The organism is Oceanobacillus sp. GQ8, from assembly GCF_059758495.1.
Window position 1 is genome coordinate 95,412 of record NZ_JCAXEV010000006.1, and the last position, 16,714, is coordinate 112,125.

At 39.8% G+C, this 16,714-nt stretch carries 16 protein-coding genes; 6 read left to right on the forward strand and 10 right to left on the reverse strand.

Translation table 11 applies throughout. From position 1 onward, the window contains the following. Positions 1 to 25: 25 nt before the first annotated feature. The 5 genes from AC6CHS_RS17620 to AC6CHS_RS17640 form a co-directional block, all read right to left on the reverse strand. Positions 26 to 499, reverse strand: a complete 474-nt coding sequence (locus AC6CHS_RS17620; protein ID WP_498238037.1) for a hypothetical protein — start codon at positions 497 to 499, stop codon at positions 26 to 28. A 1-nt stretch (position 500) separates the two neighbouring features. Next, the gene (locus AC6CHS_RS17625) at positions 501 to 695 is read right to left on the reverse strand and encodes a helix-turn-helix transcriptional regulator (protein WP_498238038.1); all 195 of its coding nucleotides are present in this window, start codon (positions 693 to 695) and stop codon (positions 501 to 503) included. 124 nt (positions 696 to 819) lie between these two features. Next, entirely contained in the window at positions 820 to 2,457 is a 1,638-nt protein-coding gene (gene abc-f / locus AC6CHS_RS17630) for a ribosomal protection-like ABC-F family protein (RefSeq protein ID WP_498238039.1), read from the reverse strand. A 259-nt stretch (positions 2,458 to 2,716) separates the two neighbouring features. After that, on the reverse strand, positions 2,717 to 2,830 hold the full coding sequence (locus tag AC6CHS_RS17635; RefSeq protein WP_498238040.1) for an RAxF-45 family protein: 114 nt from the start codon (positions 2,828 to 2,830) through the stop codon (positions 2,717 to 2,719). An 87-nt stretch (positions 2,831 to 2,917) separates the two neighbouring features. Next, positions 2,918 to 3,430 (reverse strand): hypothetical protein, encoded by a 513-nt coding sequence (locus AC6CHS_RS17640; protein ID WP_498238041.1) that lies wholly within the window; start codon positions 3,428 to 3,430, stop codon positions 2,918 to 2,920. Between the two features lie 182 nt (positions 3,431 to 3,612). Here AC6CHS_RS17640 and AC6CHS_RS17645 point away from each other — a divergent pair, with 182 nt between their 5' ends. Further along, positions 3,613 to 5,394 (forward strand): methyl-accepting chemotaxis protein, encoded by a 1,782-nt coding sequence (locus AC6CHS_RS17645; RefSeq protein WP_498238042.1) that lies wholly within the window; start codon positions 3,613 to 3,615, stop codon positions 5,392 to 5,394. 95 nt (positions 5,395 to 5,489) lie between these two features. Here the strand turns inward: AC6CHS_RS17645 and AC6CHS_RS17650 are convergent, their stop codons facing one another. Both AC6CHS_RS17650 and AC6CHS_RS17655 read right to left on the reverse strand, forming a co-directional pair. Further along, entirely contained in the window at positions 5,490 to 6,050 is a 561-nt protein-coding gene (locus AC6CHS_RS17650) for a DNA-3-methyladenine glycosylase I (RefSeq protein WP_498238043.1), read from the reverse strand. A 2-nt stretch (positions 6,051 to 6,052) separates the two neighbouring features. Next, on the reverse strand, positions 6,053 to 6,895 hold the full coding sequence (locus AC6CHS_RS17655) for a sulfurtransferase (RefSeq protein WP_498238044.1): 843 nt from the start codon (positions 6,893 to 6,895) through the stop codon (positions 6,053 to 6,055). Between the two features lie 205 nt (positions 6,896 to 7,100). Here AC6CHS_RS17655 and pepT point away from each other — a divergent pair, with 205 nt between their 5' ends. After that, on the forward strand, positions 7,101 to 8,339 hold the full coding sequence (pepT, locus tag AC6CHS_RS17660) for a peptidase T (RefSeq protein WP_498238045.1): 1,239 nt from the start codon (positions 7,101 to 7,103) through the stop codon (positions 8,337 to 8,339). 34 nt (positions 8,340 to 8,373) lie between these two features. Here the strand turns inward: pepT and AC6CHS_RS17665 are convergent, their stop codons facing one another. After that, the gene (locus tag AC6CHS_RS17665; RefSeq protein ID WP_498238046.1) at positions 8,374 to 9,555 is read right to left on the reverse strand and encodes an MFS transporter; all 1,182 of its coding nucleotides are present in this window, start codon (positions 9,553 to 9,555) and stop codon (positions 8,374 to 8,376) included. 208 nt (positions 9,556 to 9,763) lie between these two features. Here AC6CHS_RS17665 and AC6CHS_RS17670 point away from each other — a divergent pair, with 208 nt between their 5' ends. Continuing rightward, positions 9,764 to 10,786: a D-alanyl-D-alanine carboxypeptidase family protein gene (locus AC6CHS_RS17670; RefSeq protein ID WP_498238047.1), complete on the forward strand. Its 1,023-nt coding sequence runs from the start codon at positions 9,764 to 9,766 to the stop codon at positions 10,784 to 10,786. Positions 10,787 to 11,071: 285 nt separating this feature from the next. On the opposite strand, the gene AC6CHS_RS17675 is transcribed toward AC6CHS_RS17670, so the two are convergent. Then, positions 11,072 to 11,605 (reverse strand): HD domain-containing protein, encoded by a 534-nt coding sequence (locus AC6CHS_RS17675; protein ID WP_498238048.1) that lies wholly within the window; start codon positions 11,603 to 11,605, stop codon positions 11,072 to 11,074. 279 nt (positions 11,606 to 11,884) lie between these two features. On the opposite strand from AC6CHS_RS17675, the gene AC6CHS_RS17680 reads away from it, so the two are divergent. The 3 genes from AC6CHS_RS17680 to AC6CHS_RS17690 are packed head-to-tail and all read left to right on the forward strand — an operon-like array spanning position 11,885 to position 15,458. Further along, positions 11,885 to 12,637, forward strand: coding sequence for a DeoR/GlpR family DNA-binding transcription regulator (locus tag AC6CHS_RS17680; protein WP_498238049.1), 753 nt, complete (start codon positions 11,885 to 11,887; stop codon positions 12,635 to 12,637). Then, complete coding sequence (gene pfkB / locus AC6CHS_RS17685) at positions 12,634 to 13,554, forward strand: 1-phosphofructokinase (RefSeq protein ID WP_498238050.1); 921 nt, start codon at positions 12,634 to 12,636, stop codon at positions 13,552 to 13,554. The genes AC6CHS_RS17680 and pfkB overlap by 4 nt, the downstream gene beginning before the upstream one ends. 5 nt (positions 13,555 to 13,559) lie before the next feature. Next, on the forward strand, positions 13,560 to 15,458 hold the full coding sequence (locus AC6CHS_RS17690) for a PTS fructose transporter subunit IIABC (protein ID WP_498238051.1): 1,899 nt from the start codon (positions 13,560 to 13,562) through the stop codon (positions 15,456 to 15,458). An 81-nt stretch (positions 15,459 to 15,539) separates the two neighbouring features. On the opposite strand, the gene AC6CHS_RS17695 is transcribed toward AC6CHS_RS17690, so the two are convergent. Beyond that, a complete protein-coding gene (locus tag AC6CHS_RS17695) occupies positions 15,540 to 16,577 on the reverse strand; it encodes a PTS sugar transporter subunit IIC (RefSeq protein ID WP_498238052.1) in 1,038 nt (345 codons plus the stop codon). Positions 16,578 to 16,714 lie beyond the last annotated feature (137 nt).

Sequence of the window (16,714 nt, forward strand, 5' to 3'; positions counted from 1 at the left end):
GTATTCTTATGCTTGAAGCCAAAACCTAATCATCCGTTAATTCTTTATTCTTTTTAAAAGAGCGCTTGAGAGAAATAAAGTCAAATAGAATAAAGAACACGATAAATAAAACGGAAGGTCCAACTATATCCAGCCATTCTTCCAAATTAGTTGAAATGCCTTTAAGAAAAAAATTCACCAAGAAAAATACAACGCCTGAAGCGAATGCTGTTTTAACCCTTAGCTGCCGTTCTCTCTTATATTGCTTTTTGTTATAAACAGAAGTGAATTCAATACCAGAAAGAATGTAGCGCAAGTATGTATAGAAAATTATAAAAGCATAAACCACTATAAGGGTAAAAGCTAGATCAATTTCTCCTATACCAAACCAAAAAAGTTCTAGCGCTTCAAATATAAACGCCCCGATAGCCAAAATAACGGCACTCTCTGCAAGAAAATAAAGAATACGAGTCCGTTTGTATTCATCATCCGGTAATAAAAAATTTAAAAAGGAACGCATATTACTCTCCCTCCCAAAATAGTTCATCCAATGTCATCCCAAGTTCTTTACAAATGGAGATACATAGCTTAAGGCTTGGATTGTATTCGCCCTTTTCTATTAAGCCTATAGTCTGCCTTGTCGCCTTCACCCTGCTTGCTAGCTGCTCCTGGGTCCAACCCTTTTCCATTCTCGCTAATTTTATTTTATTTACCATGGAGATCCCTCTTTGTTAGATATAAATTTCTTATGTTAAATATATATTACATAAGACATATAAATATTGCAAACAGATAAAAAAAGAAGACCCGCCAGTAAACTGACAAGCCCCCCTATTTACGTTATAAATCCTTTTTTTCTAACCATTTTCCTCTTGCAAACGTATAGTTGCCTTCAAATCGCGTAAGCCTTTGATCTGCAAGAAGATAAGTCACCGGAAATAAGCGATCAAGAAAATAGCGATCATGAGAGACGGTTATAATCGTTCCCTCAAAATGCTCTAACGCTTCTTCTAGTACTTCTTTTGATTCAATATCTAAATGGTTGGTCGGTTCATCCAATAGAAGCAGGTTATGTTTTTGATAAACAAGCTCTGCCAAACGAAGCCTCATTTTTTCGCCACCACTAAGCTGCCTTACCTTTTTAAAAACATTCGGACCATAAAAAAGGAAACTCGCCAAGATTCCTCTTGCTTCTCCTTCCGTAACTGCAACATGCTCCCGAAACTCATCTAAAACAGTTAGATTTGCACCCATCTCAAGCATGTGCTGGGAAAGGTAGCCAATAGAAAGGTTACTTCCCTGTTTGACCATGCCTTGATCCGCATACTCCGTTCCAAGCATGAGGTGTAACAATGTGCTCTTCCCCGTTCCATTTTCTCCAATTAGGGCGATCCTCTCCTGGAAACGGACTAACATGGAAAGCTCTTCATATAAACATTGGTTTCCGAAACGCTTTGATACGCTATCAAGCTTTAGTACTTCTTTCCCACTGCGGCTCTCCATTTCGAAATCAAGATTAATCTTCTTCTGATCCAATACGGGACGTTTTACCACTGTCAGTCGGTCCAAGGCTTTTTGCATACTTTTGGCTCGCCTGTGTAGCCCATCATTAGGCGGGTTTGCCTGATTCGCCCACTCTTTAAGCCGTTTAATCGTTTCCTTCATTTTTCTAATCTTTTTCTGCTGGTCTTCGTATTGTTGAAACTCACGCAGCAGTCTTGCTTCTCTTTCTTTTACGTAATCCGTATAATTCGTATGATATTTAATCAGCTCTCCTTGATCCATTTCCAAAATTGAAGTGACGGTTTCATCAAGAAAATAACGATCATGAGAGACAATTATCACAGTACCTTCATAATGCTTAATAAAAGAAGTCAGCCATTCTATTGCCAGAAAATCTAGATGATTTGTTGGTTCATCAAGTAAAAGAAGATCAGGGGCTTTTAATAATAATTGCGCCAAGCCAACTTTGGTCTTCTCTCCACCACTTAGCTGATGCCACTTCTTATTTTCCAGTTCAGTCATTTGCAATCCATTTAGAACTTGCCGAACCTGTGCATCCATTTCGTATCCGCCATCTTGCTGGAATTTATCTAATAACGTGCCATAGCTCTCCATATGACGTTCCAGTTTGGCAGGATCCTTTTCCTCTGCCATGCGTTGCTCTAATTCTGTCATTTTCTCTCTTATCTTGTTTAAGTCTTCAAATACGTCATACAACAACGCCTGCACTTGCTTCTCTTCTTCTGTGACAGCGATTTGCTTTAAAAGCCCTGTCCGCAGTCCCTTTTTCCAAGAAATAACACCGCTTGCTGGGTCAGATTCCTTGGAAATTAGATTTAATAAACTCGTTTTCCCTTCGCCATTTCTTCCGATAAGTCCAATTCGCTCGTCTTGCTTTATTTCCATATTAATATCTTGAAAGATGGTGTTTGCACCAATTATTTGGGTAACATTTCGTAAACTACATAAAATCATTTGTTTTGCCTCCTATAGAAGAGACATCTTTCACCTGGATATAATGTGCCTATTAGAAAAACTCGCATTCGCTCATCTTTTAGCGAAAGTGTACGTTTTTCTTATACTTGGGACTTTAAAACTTTTACTACATCGCCATTGCTTCTTTAGCTCAAATTTTATACTCTTCAAACGTGTAAAAAAAGGACGACAAAGAGCAACCGCTCCCTGTCGTCCAATTTATCCGTAGCAGGTAGATGTCTCTTACTGGTTTTTTCCATTATTTTACTTCCAAAAAGGGCATACGTGTCCCTTGGATAAAAATGATGGAAAAAAGCGCATAACAAATCCAAAGATACTCTCTGAATTTAGAAATGCTTCCAGTACGATTCATCTAACCCACCTCCTTTTTTCATTCTGATTAAATCTTACTCGATAAAACCCTATAGCGTCAAGTTATGCTATGGCAGTTGTTTGGTTACTACCTCTCATTCCAGATAATTTCTCCGGAAAAATCTTGATGATTTATTTTCACATCAAAGTGATGTTTGCTATAAAAGTGCTTTAGTCTATTAACATGATCAAAATCTCTCTCAACAATATCACCTGTAATGTATTGCATGTTTTCTTCTCTTGCTATTTCTTTTAAATGCTTCATAAGGACCGAACCAAAACCTTTATTTTTAACTCCCTTAATATCCGCAATGTGAAGGGTCGAATCACTACGATATTCTGCCTGAATTGCAGAATCCCAATCTCCCCGATAAGGTTTTGTACATTCGTGCAACATGACCTGGCAATGCTTTCTTCCTTTGTCAGCATAAATAATAACCCACTGTGCTTCATTTGCCTGATCTATGCTAATAATCTCTGATTTTTTGGCAATTTCCTTCATATTACTCTGCATCCGGTGTAACTGTATTTCCAAGGAATCCAATTCTTCCTTTAGTTCTTCTTTGTCTTTTTCCTTTTCTAAAAAAGCTGAGTAGATCATCTATATCACCTTACTTATTATTTATGTCTTAAACACACAATTTGCTATTTTACAGGATAAACAACGCCAAATGCAACTATCTGAAAATTATTTTTCTAAAAATTTGTAATAGTACTTAAGACTTAGAAAAGTTAGCCGATATAAAAAATAAATGTTTTTTTCTAAAAATTGGGGGCAAAATCGTGAAGTTTAGAAAAGCAACGAAACCGAAGAAAATAAAAGAGAATAAAGAAAGGAAAATTACACGTTCCAAGCTTCTTAAAAGATTTGCTTGGCGTAATGTTAGTATCGGTCGTAAATATATAACTGTTTTCTTTTTAACATTGCTTTTATTTGTAGCGTCAGCTTGTGTGGTATTTTTTCTATTGACTAAAGGGCAGGAAGATATTATAGAAATTAAAGAAAGCAGTTCACGAGTAAATGATATGGCGGATATGGCTTACCTTATCCAAGCTAAGGATGTCCAAATAGCCGATTATTTGCTAACTGAAAGCGATAAATATAAAGATCAATTTATTCAATATCAGGAAGAGTTTTTAGCATTAGCCGATAAACTCAAACCAACCATGGTGACTGACGAACAACGCAGTAATTTCGATGAGATTATCAAAAAGAATGAATCCAATGATGATGCATTTACCGAACAGATTGTTCCAGCCGTAGAGAATGATCAATCGCTAATAGCAAATTCGCTGCGTGACTTTACCTCCCGATTAAGAACAGAAACCATTGATCATGTAAATGAATTAGTTACACTTATTAATGAAGATCAAAATAATTCAGTACAAAACGCTGAATCGAGTATTAAAGGGAGCACCATCACCCTAGCCATTGCCACTATTCTTGCAGCAATAATTGGCATCCCTTTAATGATTATTATCAGCAGGATCATTACCAAAAACCTAAAAAAGATTGTTGGCGTAACCTCCGAAGTAGCAAATGGAAATCTCCAGACCCCTGATATGGATTACAATGGTACAGACGAAATTGGCCAGTTAGCCTCAGCGGTAAATAAAATGAAGGGGAACATTCACAGTATATTACTAAAAGTAGCGGATGCTTCCAATTCCGTTTCATCAAGAAGTGAAGTACTGACAATATCCTCTAAGGAAGTTAGCGAAGGAAATACACAGATTGCGACAACGATGGAAGAGTTATCTACTGGTGCAGAAACCCAGGCAAATAGTGCTTCTGACCTATCTGAAAGCATGAATGATTTTGTACAAAAAGTAGAACTCTCAGAGCAAAATGGACAAGAGGCTGCACAAAATTCCACTACTGTACTGGAATTAACGAATGAAGGAACTGCCCTAATGAATAAGTCCGTTGCACAAATGAAGCAGATTGATACGATTGTTTCTACTTCAGTTGATAAAGTTCAAGGTCTTGATAAACAATCCAATGAGATATCTAAGCTTGTACTCGTAATTAAAGACATCGCTGATCAGACAAACCTTCTTTCATTAAATGCAGCAATTGAAGCTGCAAGAGCTGGGGAGCATGGAAGAGGTTTTGCGGTAGTTGCAGATGAAGTAAGAAAGCTTTCTGAACAAGTAGCCTCCTCTGTTGGAGAAATAACAACCATTGTACAAAAAATCCAATCTGAGACAACAGAAGTAGTTGGCTCCCTCAACTCAGGATATAAGGAAGTTCAAGAAGGTACGAAACAAATTGAAGAAACAGGTAGAAATTTCAACTCGATTAATCAATCCGTTTCCGAAATGACTAATAAAATTACATTTATCTCTTCTAACCTGCGGGAAATTTCCCAAAACAGTAAAGAGATGAACAATCTTATTGAAGAAATTGCTTCCGTCTCAGAGGAATCAGCTGCTGGTGTAGAACAAGCTGCGGCTTCCGCACAACAAACTTCCAGTTCCATGGAGGAAGTATCATACAGTGCAGATGAATTGGCCAAATTAGCCGAACTACTAAATAAGGAACTAAAAATCTTTAAGCTATAAAGATAATGGAGTTTGGGCGCCAACATTATATTTATAAAAGAAACACTACGTATGCTTGTTTGCAGCACGCGTAGTGTTTTCAAATTTCGTCCCATTTAATTCCGAGCCAAAAAGCATGATTCTGTATGATCCCAGACCATCCCTGTCGCCTGCATAAAAGCATAGCAAATTGTTGGACCAACAAACTTGAATCCACGACGTTTTAAATCCTTGCTCATCCGCTCAGATTCTTCCGTTACAGCAGGAACCTCTTCTATCGATCTCCATTGATTCACAATTGGCTTTCCACCGACAAACTGCCAGATATAAGATTGGAAGCTGCCAAATTCCTCTTTGACCCGTAAAAAGGCTTGTGCATTCGTTATAACAGAACGAACTTTCAACTTGTTACGAATTATTCCCTCATCAGAAAGCAATTGTTCAATCTTCTTCTCGTCATATTCGCTTACTACTTCTGGTTGAAAATTATCAAATGCCTTTCTGTAATTCCCTCTTCTTCTTAAAATGGTAATCCAGCTTAAACCAGCCTGCGCACCTTCCAGGCAGAGCATTTCAAACAGTTTTCTATCATCTTCTACTGGTACTCCCCATTCTTCATCATGATATGCAACATAAAGTGGATCTTCTGTGACCCATTCACAACGTTCTCTATCCATCTTTACTCTTCCTTCGTCTCAATTTTATTTTCTTCGTAAGAAATCCAGTCACTAAAGCTACCTGGATAGAGTTTTACATTTTCATAGCCTGCCATTTTCAATGCAAGTATATTTGGGCATGCTGAAATGCCTGAACCACAAGAGACAATAACTTCCTTATCTTTGGGAATGGCTGAAAAATGTTCTGTTAATGCCTCATCCTTTTTCCAATTTCCCTTTTTATTTAGTACGTCCTTCCAAAAATAATTTTTGGCGCCAGGTATGTGTCCAGCTTTATGATAAAGGGGCTCCATATTACCCAAGTATCTCTCTCTTTCTCTGGAATCAATCACAATTGCAGTATCATTTTCTAGTTTTTCTTTTACTTCATCTATGGTAGCAGTCTGCTCATCACGTAAGATTGGTCTAAATTGTTTAGATTCTAATACAGGCATCTGGTCTGTTACTGGATTTCCTTGTCTAAGCCATTCTTCATAGCCGCCATCCAGCACATAAGCCTTCTCATGCCCTAGGCAGTGCAAGAGCCACCATAGTCTAGCTGCGAACATTTCATTTGCCTGGTCATAGATTACAACCGTTGTATCATGATCAATTCCAATATTCCCTAATTTCCTCGCAAAAGTAGTCATATCAGGAAGTGGATGCTTTCCACCATGCTTTTCGGCCTTGCTGGAAAGGTCTTTTTCCAGGTCCAGATACACAGCCCCAGGAATATGATCCTTTATATATTGCTTTCTACCAGCTTCTGAATCTGTCAATTGAAAGCGCACGTCCACAATAACTGTATTGTCTCTATTGTTTTCCAAGCGATTCTTCAATCTAGATATACTAATAATATAGGTCATCCATACCCCTCCATTGGGTCATTATTTTATAGCAATCTGTTAACTGATTAAGAATAATTTTAACGCAACTATGTATGGAAACCAACTCCAGATAAACAGTTTCCTAAAATAAGAAAGTTTGGCCCGCAGTTCTTTCAATGTTCAGATAATCCATGATACGGTATACTAGCAACATATCTAAATTTTAGAACAGGGGATGAATACATTGAAGAAAGCATTGATAGATCGCTTTATTACCTATGCCAAAATGGATACACAGTCTAATGAACAAAATGAAGCAACCCCTTCTACTCAAGGACAATTCGAATTAGCCAACCTCCTAGTAAAAGAATTAAGAGAAATTGGCATGATGGATGTAACGGTTGATGATAATGCCTATGTAATGGCAACGTTGCCCGCTAACACGGATAAAGATATTCCAACAATTGGATTCCTAGCACACCTGGATACTGCAACAGATTTTACAGGAAATAATGTTAACCCTCAGCTTGTCGAAAATTTCGACGGAAAAAGCTTAGTATTAAATGAGGCGTTGAATGTTGTACTTACGCCGGAGGAATTTCCAGAGCTTCCTGCCTATAAAGGACATACATTAATTACGACAGATGGAACGACATTACTTGGAGCTGATAACAAAGCAGGAATTGCTGAGATTATGACGGCTATGCACCATTTAATTGAGAATCCAGAAATAAAACACGGAAAGATTAGAGTGGCCTTTACACCTGATGAAGAAATTGGGAGAGGGCCTCATAAATTTGATGTAGAGCGATTCGATGCAGATTATGCGTATACCATTGATGGTGGTCCACTTGGGGAATTACAGTATGAGAGCTTTAATGCGGCCGGTGCACACCTCACGTTTTACGGAAATAGCGTGCACCCAGGTACCGCGAAAGATAAAATGGTTAATGCAGGGAAGATCGCCGCTTCGTTTATTAACAAGTTCCCTGAGCAAGAAGCGCCAGAGTTTACGGAGAAATATGAAGGTTTTTATCATTTAATTTCCGTTTCCGGTGACGTTGAAAAAACGGAAGTTAGTTACATTATTCGTGACTTTGATCGGGATAGCTTTGAATCTAAGAAAGAGACATTTGTTAAGTTCACGGAAGAGATTAAAGAGAAATACGGTGAAGCAAGTGTCAAACTAGAGTTAAAGGACCAATACTATAACATGCGCGAAAAAATTGAACCCGTGATGGAAATTGTAGACATCGCACAGGACGCTATGACTAACTTGGGAATAACCCCGATTATACAGCCTGTCCGTGGTGGTACTGACGGTTCCCAGCTTTCATACATGGGATTACCAACTCCAAACATCTTCACTGGTGGGGAAAATTTCCACGGCAAGTTTGAATATATTTCTGTAGAGAATATGGAAAAGGCTTCAAATGTCATCGTGGAAGTTTGTAAATTATACGAAGAGAAACACGAAAATTAATAATATTTTGCATGGAGGCTGGGACAAACGTACATCATGTCCTGACCTCTTCTTTTTCTCGAATCAATAATGAAAAAATCGAGCCAGTACACAGGATACCTGCCAGCATGAAGCAGCTAACCGTAAAGCCATACTCCTGAAAAAAGAACATAGCTAGCATCGGGCCAAGTGTCGCCCCAATAAAAAGAATAAAGGCATATAGGGATGAAGCAGTCGCTCTCTCCATACCTCCCCATTTTCCGATTAGGAGCATAATAACTGGAAACGTTAGTGATATACCGGCAACAAAAAGAATACTCATGATAGTGATCATAATTGGCCCAGAAAGGAGACCAATTCCCACCAATCCAACTATACTCATGGAAAGACTACCTCTTAGCGTTCCCGCAGCACCAAATTTCCTGACAAAATACCCCGAACCAAATGAAAGAAGCATCCCAATAAACCCTGCCGACCGTAAATATAAAAGCTGTTGATCTGACATATAATATGGCGCGTTTTGCAAGTGTCCTCCTAGAATCGTATACATCCCGATAAATGATAGGAGCAGTACGCTTGTCACAGCATAGCAGTATAGGAGAATTTTTCTTTTAAAGAGACGTCCAACCGAACGAGGATATTGCCTAAAGCGAAAGGTAGTGTCTGTCCCCTGTTCTTTAGGAAAAACTAGTAGCATGGTAATACAGATAACTAAATATAAAATGCCAAACGAGAAAAAAATTGCTTGCCACCCGTAATATTGTTCCACCATCGTTGCAAAGACTTGACCGAATATCCCTGCCGTCACATAACCAAAACTAATAAAGCTGATTGCGGTAATACGCTGCCATTCGGCGAAAATCTGGAAAACGTAGGTCAATGCATTGGGAGCAAAAGAAGCGGCAAAAAAACCTTGAAATGCTCTAAAAAAAAGCAATGCTTCGTAATCCCTAGCTAACCCGCTTGCTCCTGAGATCAACCCAAGGATTAGCAAACCTGTCATCATCGTGCGTCTATAACCATAACGGCTTCCAATTGGACCGAACACTAAAAAACCTACAGCATAAAAAAGAGAAAAAATACTTGCAGCTCCTGCTGCTTGGGTACTGCTAATTTGAAAGCTCTCCATCAATGCTTGTGCCAATGGTATCATCGTATAAACACTTGAGACAACAACCAAGGCGCTAAAGAAGAGGGTCGCTGTTATAGCAGTTTGCCTTTTTTGGGAAATGTTCATAGGCTAACCCCCAGTTGTTCCTGTTTTTACGATAGCTTATGCCCAGAACTTTCTCTTGTTACCATTCTCTTTTAACCCCATTGGGAAAAATCTCTATTGCTCTCTTATCCTAAAATATGAGAGAATAATAGATAGTTTTTGTCACATATGCGCTAGACTGAGTTCATATATGTATTTAATAGGAAAAACCAATTAGGGAGAGTTCATTATGTTAAAGAGACTAAGCATAACTCTAGCGATACTTGCGGTTATTTCCGGCTGTTCCTCTAATTCGGAGGAGCCAGAGGATCAACAGGATGAAACCTCTTCAAATCATCAGGAAAGCCCTGCCGATAACCAGGAGGTTAAAGAAGAGATTACCGCACCAAAAGAAATGCTACAAAAGAAAGATCAAGGAGAAAAAGTTACATCCTTACAAAATGCTCTAAGAAAAATCGGCTATAACCTATCCGAGGATGGTGTTTACGAAGAAGCAACTACGTGGGCCATCACAGATTTACAGCTTCAATTTGAAGAATTGCAGGCATCTGGAGTCTATAATAAAGCTACTCAAAAAGTATTGAGTGCCTTGTTAAATGGTTCAGAGGCAACCTTCCAACCTGGAAAGGCGCTACCCGAAAAAGCTGAAGCCACGACTACGACAAACGGCACGCCCGTTTTAAGCAATCCATATGATCAGCTTGCATTAGTGAATAAAGAGTTTGCGTTACCTGCCGACTATTTGCCAGAAGACTTAGTTACACCCAATGTTCGATTTCCGTTCACAGAAGAGCTTCCCAAAAAACAAATGCGCCAAATAGCTGCTGAGAAATTAGAGGAGTTGTTTGCAGCCGCCGACGAAGCAGGCCTTGATTTATATGCACAATCCGGATTTCGCTCCTACGACAGGCAAGACGCTATTTTCACCAGCAACGTTGCGGAGCATGGAGAAGAGGCAGCAAATAACTTTAGTGCAAGGCCAGGTGAAAGTGAACATCAGTCAGGCCTCGCGATGGACGTAACAAGTCCTGATGTCAATTTTCAATTAATCATAGACTTCGGTGAAACAGATGAAGGGAAATGGTTAAAAGAGAACGCAGCTGAATTCGGCTTTATTATCCGTTTTCCTGAGGGGAAAGAAGAGATTACACAATACCAGTTTGAGCCATGGCATATCCGCTACGTCGGAGAAAAAGCAGCAAAAGAAATCATGGCGCAGGGCATTACCTTAGAAGAATATTATGAAGAATAATCATGAAGCCTGTTCTATTTGAACAGGTTTTTTTGCACGTTAGGAAAGTATAAAATTTCGGCAAGGAAGCAAAGTCGACGCGGTAAAAATTTTGATGTTCCAAGTATAAGAAAAACTTTCCCATTCGTTAAAGGACGAGCGAATGCGAGTTTTTCTAATGATCGAAAGTTAATTTTTAATTAAAACGAGGGATTATAAAAAACAGAATGTATCTTCATTTTCAAGTAACATCAACGGGGGTTATTATGTAGGGAAAGGCCAGGGGATTTGTTCGTAATGAGCCCCTTAACTAACGCCCTCCACCCTTTCTCTCTCCACCTGATCAATTTGCCTGTCTAGTTCACGAATCCGCTCCAACGCAACGTGGTCTTCCATTTTCTTGTAATGATGATTTCCCCCTACTTCTTCATCGGCTTCATCCGCCATGTTCACCACCTGCTGTAGTGGTTTTAGCTGCAGATCGCCTTCTGGGAGATAAGAATCTGTATGGAGAAGTATTGCCACAGCTATTTCCTTAGCCGCCAACCGATCTTCACCAATTCTGACCAACAACTTATGTGCGCGACTCGCCCCTTTTATTGCATGAATATCATTTTCCTTGTACAGGTCGTAATCCCATTCTCCGTCCCTGTACCATGTGTAATGCCCCACATCATGTAATAATGCTGCCTTCGTAGCGTGATCTGTATTGACATTGTATTTTTTGGCAAACATAAACGCATATTCCGTGACGAAAATCGCATGCGCGATGCCTGAACGCTTTAAATATTTTTGCGTAATAGGATGGCTGAATACATCTTCTAAGGTGACTTTCCTCATATATTTCACTCCTTTTTACATGTTGGTAAAGTGTATAACTTTGTTCCGAAATATAGTAACGGCCAGCTACAAGCTTCACTCTTCCTTTTTATATAAATTTTTATGACTATAGCATTTATAAAAGGCTTTTGCAATAGATTAATTACCTATTTTCTGCTTTTTTAAACGATCTCCTCGCTCGTTTGATTATTTCTGATTATTTTTGATCGATTCTGGTTGATTTTTGCAATCGTTTACTTTATAATTTGGATGAATCATATCGTACTGGAGTGATCCACTATGCTAACAACGGAAAGACAATCCATAATCATTGATCTTCTCAAGGAAAAGCAGACTGTTACTATTCAAGAAATGATTGAAGCAACCAACGCATCGGAATCGACAATCCGACGTGACTTAACAGAATTAGAGAAGAAAGAAATGTTAACAAGAATCCATGGTGGCGCTACATGGACGGAGCAAAAAATTCGAGAAATGAGCATTTTGGAGAAATCAACCAAAAACCTTCAAGATAAAAAAAGAATCGCACAGCATGCCGCTTCTTTAGTAGAAGATGGAGATTGCATTTTTCTTGATGCTGGTACTACAACTTTTCAGATGATTCCTTTTTTACAACATAAAGATATAGTCGTTGTTACAAATGGTATTAATTTAGTAGAGCGTTTAATGGAACATGACATACCCGCCTATTTAACAGGTGGAAAAATAAAAGCAAAAACTAGTGCACTTGTTGGTTCACAAGCAATAGAGTCGATTAAAAACTATCGTTTTGATAAATGCTTTCTTGGTGTAAACGGCTTTGATTTGAAATTCGGTTATACAACACCAGATCCTGAGGAAGCAAGTGTAAAACAGATTGCAGCAAACTTTGCAAAAAAGGCTTATGCACTCGCAGATCATTCCAAGCTACGTAAGGTTAACTTTGCAAAAATCTTTGACTTGGATGAGGCTATTTTAATCACAAGGAATTTACCTGAAGAAATAAAAAGCGAACTTAACGCAATGAAAACAGTAGAGGTGATACACATATGATTTACACATGCACCATGACACCATCCATTGACTACACTACTTACCTTCCATCATTTCAAAGCGGGGAATTGAATAGAACGAATGAGGTCTATTACTATCCTGGCGGAAAAGGAATTAATGTTTCCAGGGTCCTTCAACGCCTAGGAATCGATACAACCGCGACCGGCTTTGCTGGTGGTTTCACAGGAGATTATGTAATGGACTTTCTTAAACAGGAAGGTGTCCAGACAGATTTTATACAAACAGAAGATATTACAAGAATAAATGTGAAAATTAAAGCTGATACAGAATCAGAATTAAATGGTCCCGGCCCGAATATTACGGAAGACCAATTCTCGCAATTGACAGCCAAGATACAAACACTCTCAACAAGTGACTGGTTTGTACTTGCTGGGAGCTTACCCAATTCCATTAAAATGGATGACTACCGAAGAGTTTTGGCAACATGTCGAGAAAATAATGTGCCCTTTGTTCTCGATACTTCAGGCCCGGCATTAAAAGAACTTATTCAAGAGAAACCTTTTCTCATTAAACCAAATGAACATGAACTAGGCGAGCTTTTCAATGTAACCATACGTACTAAACAGGATGCCACTATCTATGCTAAAAAACTTGTTGAAACTGGTATCCAGCACGTCATTGTTTCCCTGGGTAGTGAGGGTGCCATATTAGTTAGTGAGAAGCAAGTACTGGCCGCAACTGCTCCAAAGGGACATGCAGTAAATACAGTTGGTGCAGGGGATTCACTCGTTTCCGGTTTCCTAGCCTCCTATGTAATGAACCATGATACAAGTGCTGCTTTTCAATACGGAGTAGCAACAGGAAGCGCTACGGCTTTTACAACGGATTTATGCGAGAAGAAAGATGTTATCCGGTTAGTGGATGAAGTCAAAATAGAAACATTAGAATGGATGTGACTGTCATGAAAATAACAGAATTGCTGAAACAAGAAACCATCATTCTTGATTTGCAGGCAAATACAAAGGAAAATGTCCTAACCGAACTTATTGACCAGCTAGACCGTGCTGGGAAGTTACAGAACAAACAGAAATTCACAGAAGGAATACTTGGTAGAGAAGAACAGAGCACGACAGGAATCGGGGAAGGTATTGCCATCCCTCACGCTAAATCAGCAGCAGTTAAGGAGCCAGCAATTGCTTTCGGACGTTCCGCAGATGGAATTGATTACGAATCTTTGGATGGACAGCCTGCTCATCTTTTCTTTATGATCGCAGCAACAGATGGGGCAAATAATGCACATCTCGAGGCACTTTCCCGCTTGTCTACCTTTTTAATGGACGAAAAGTTTCGGACTAAAATCTATGAAGCGACATCTGTCGATCATATTCTAGAAGCGGTTAACCAGAAAGAAGCAGAGCTAGACGAACCTGAAGAGCCTGTAACGGATACACCAGCAGATTCTAAAAAGATCCTTGCTGTAACTGCGTGCCCTACCGGAATTGCGCATACGTATATGGCTGCTGAAAAGCTTAACGAGACAGCAAAAGAAATGGGAATTAACATCAAAGTAGAAACAAATGGTTCAAGTGGTGTCAAAAACCGTCTTACAAACGAGGAAATAGCAGAGGCAGACGCAATCATTGTTGCAGCTGACACGAAAGTAGAAATGGCCCGTTTTGATGGAAAACATGTGATTCAGACACCTGTAGGCAAAGCCCTTCATGAATCTAAAAGCTTGCTTACAAGAGCTGCTGAACAAGATGCCCCCGTTTATAAACACGAAGGTGGAAAAGACGATGCCACAGAAAAAGAAGGAAAAAGCGGATTTTACAAGCATCTAATGAATGGTGTATCTAACATGCTTCCTTTTGTAGTTGGTGGTGGTATCTTAATCGCCCTTTCTTTCTTCTGGGGAATTGAGGCAACTGACCCAGCCAGTGATAGCTATAATGCATTCGCGGCAATGTTAAATACCATTGGTGGTGATAAAGCGTTCTTCCTAATGGTTCCTGTTCTTGCCGGATTTATCGCGTCAAGTATAGCCGAGCGTCCAGGGTTTGCCCCAGGTATGGTCGGTGGTCTGATTGCAATCACGGTGTCAGGAGCAGATGGCGCGGATGGTGGATCTGGTTTCCTTGGTGGTTTAATCGCAGGTTTCCTTGCTGGTTATGTAACACTATTTGTTAAAAAGGCATTCTCTAGATTGCCTAATGCTTTAGAAGGCTTAAAGCCCGTTTTATTCTTTCCGTTATTTAGTATCGCCATAACCGGAATCATTATGATGCTGATTAATCCTCCGCTTACTCAGGTTTATACTGGTATATCTTCCTTCCTAGAGGGAATGGGTGGAACAAACCAAGTGCTTGTCGGTATTATTTTAGGGGCGATGATGGGCTTTGACCTTGGTGGTCCGATTAACAAAGCAGCTTATACATTTGGTATTGCTATGCTTGACGCTGGAAACTATACGTTTATCGCAACAGTAATGGCAGCTGGAATGGTCCCTCCATTAGGAATGGCAATCGCCACAACCTTGTTCAAGAACAAGTTTACTAAAACAGAACGTGAAGCCGGGAAAACAGCTTACGTGTTAGGTGCGTGCTTCATTACAGAAGGGGTTATTCCGTTTGCAGCAGCTGATCCGGCTCGTGTTATCCCATCTGTAATGGCAGGTGGTGCTGTAACTGGTGGTTTAACGATGCTATTCGATATTGGACTTCGTGCCCCACACGGCGGAATTTTCGTAATCGGTCTTGTTGAAGGTGGATTAGCAAAAGGCTTGCTCTATGCACTTGCTATTATAATAGGTGCTGTTGTAGCAGCATTACTAGCAGGTGTACTTAAGAAGAGAATAGTTTAAACAAAGAGGTGCCTCCCGTCTTTAGTGACGTGTTTAAGGCACCTCTTTTATGTAGCTAGTTCGTTTTATTTTGACACTCGCCTACTCATAGGTGATTTTCATATCTCCCTGCTTGATCAGCCCTTTCTTTCGCAATAACTCCGAAATGAGCAGACTGATAAGCGCAGGCGCAATAAAATGTAACAGCAAAACACTCCAGAAAACTCCTGTTGAGAAGCCCATTGATTCAAATGTCATGATTTGTCCAACCAACCCACTTGTCCCCATTCCTGCACCAGAAGCATTGTTTGTCAGTTGTAACCATACTGTGGCCAACGGCGCTAAAACGATCGCCGCAATGGTCGGTGGAAGTAAGATGATCGGCTTTCTAAGAATATTCCCAACCTGAAGCATAGAAGTACCAATCCCTTGGGCGATAAAACCACCAAAACCATTTTCTCTATAACTTGCGGTTGCAAATCCAATCATATGTGCAGCACAGCCAATTGTAGCTGCCCCTGCCGCTAATCCATCTAGGGATAGCATAATGGCAATAGCTGCTGACGAGATTGGTGCCGTTAAAGCAAAACCCATTAGCACTGCTACCAATATGCCCATGATGAAAGGTTGCTGCGTAGTCGACCAATTAATTACTTCACCAAAGCCAAGCATAAATGTATTAATTGGTGGTCCGATAAAGGATCCGACTAAAAAGCCTGCACCAATGGTAACAAACGGTGTCACAATAATATCGACCCGTGTTTCCTTATAAACTATTTTCCCAATTTCTGTTGCTAGTAGTGCAGCAACATAACTTCCTGCTGGCCCACCAAGCTCCGCTCCATAAGCACCTGCAAATAAGACCGAAAACAAGACAAGCGGTGGAGCCTTGAGACCATAAGCGATTGCGACGCCTATCGCACCGCCCATAATTTTCGTATCCATCGCAAAGCTACCCATTTCAGCCATGGATGCTCCTAGTGATGGTGAAAAGCCGCTAATGAGCTCCTCTCCAAGTGTCTTCATAATAAGTCCAATAATTAAAGATGAAAATAATCCCAATGCCATATAGCTTAACGCCGTAATGAGGTACTCCTTTACGGATAGTGAAACCCCTTTTTTATTTAGAAATGCTTTCATTTTTCCACCCCTTTCGCTAGCTTATGTGAAATAAATCACATTCAATGAACTAGAAAGCCCTTTCCCTCTTATTATTACGGGAGGCCACGTATTTATCAAGCCTTTTTTCTGTCTGTAGCCAAAAAAGAAGGGCAGTT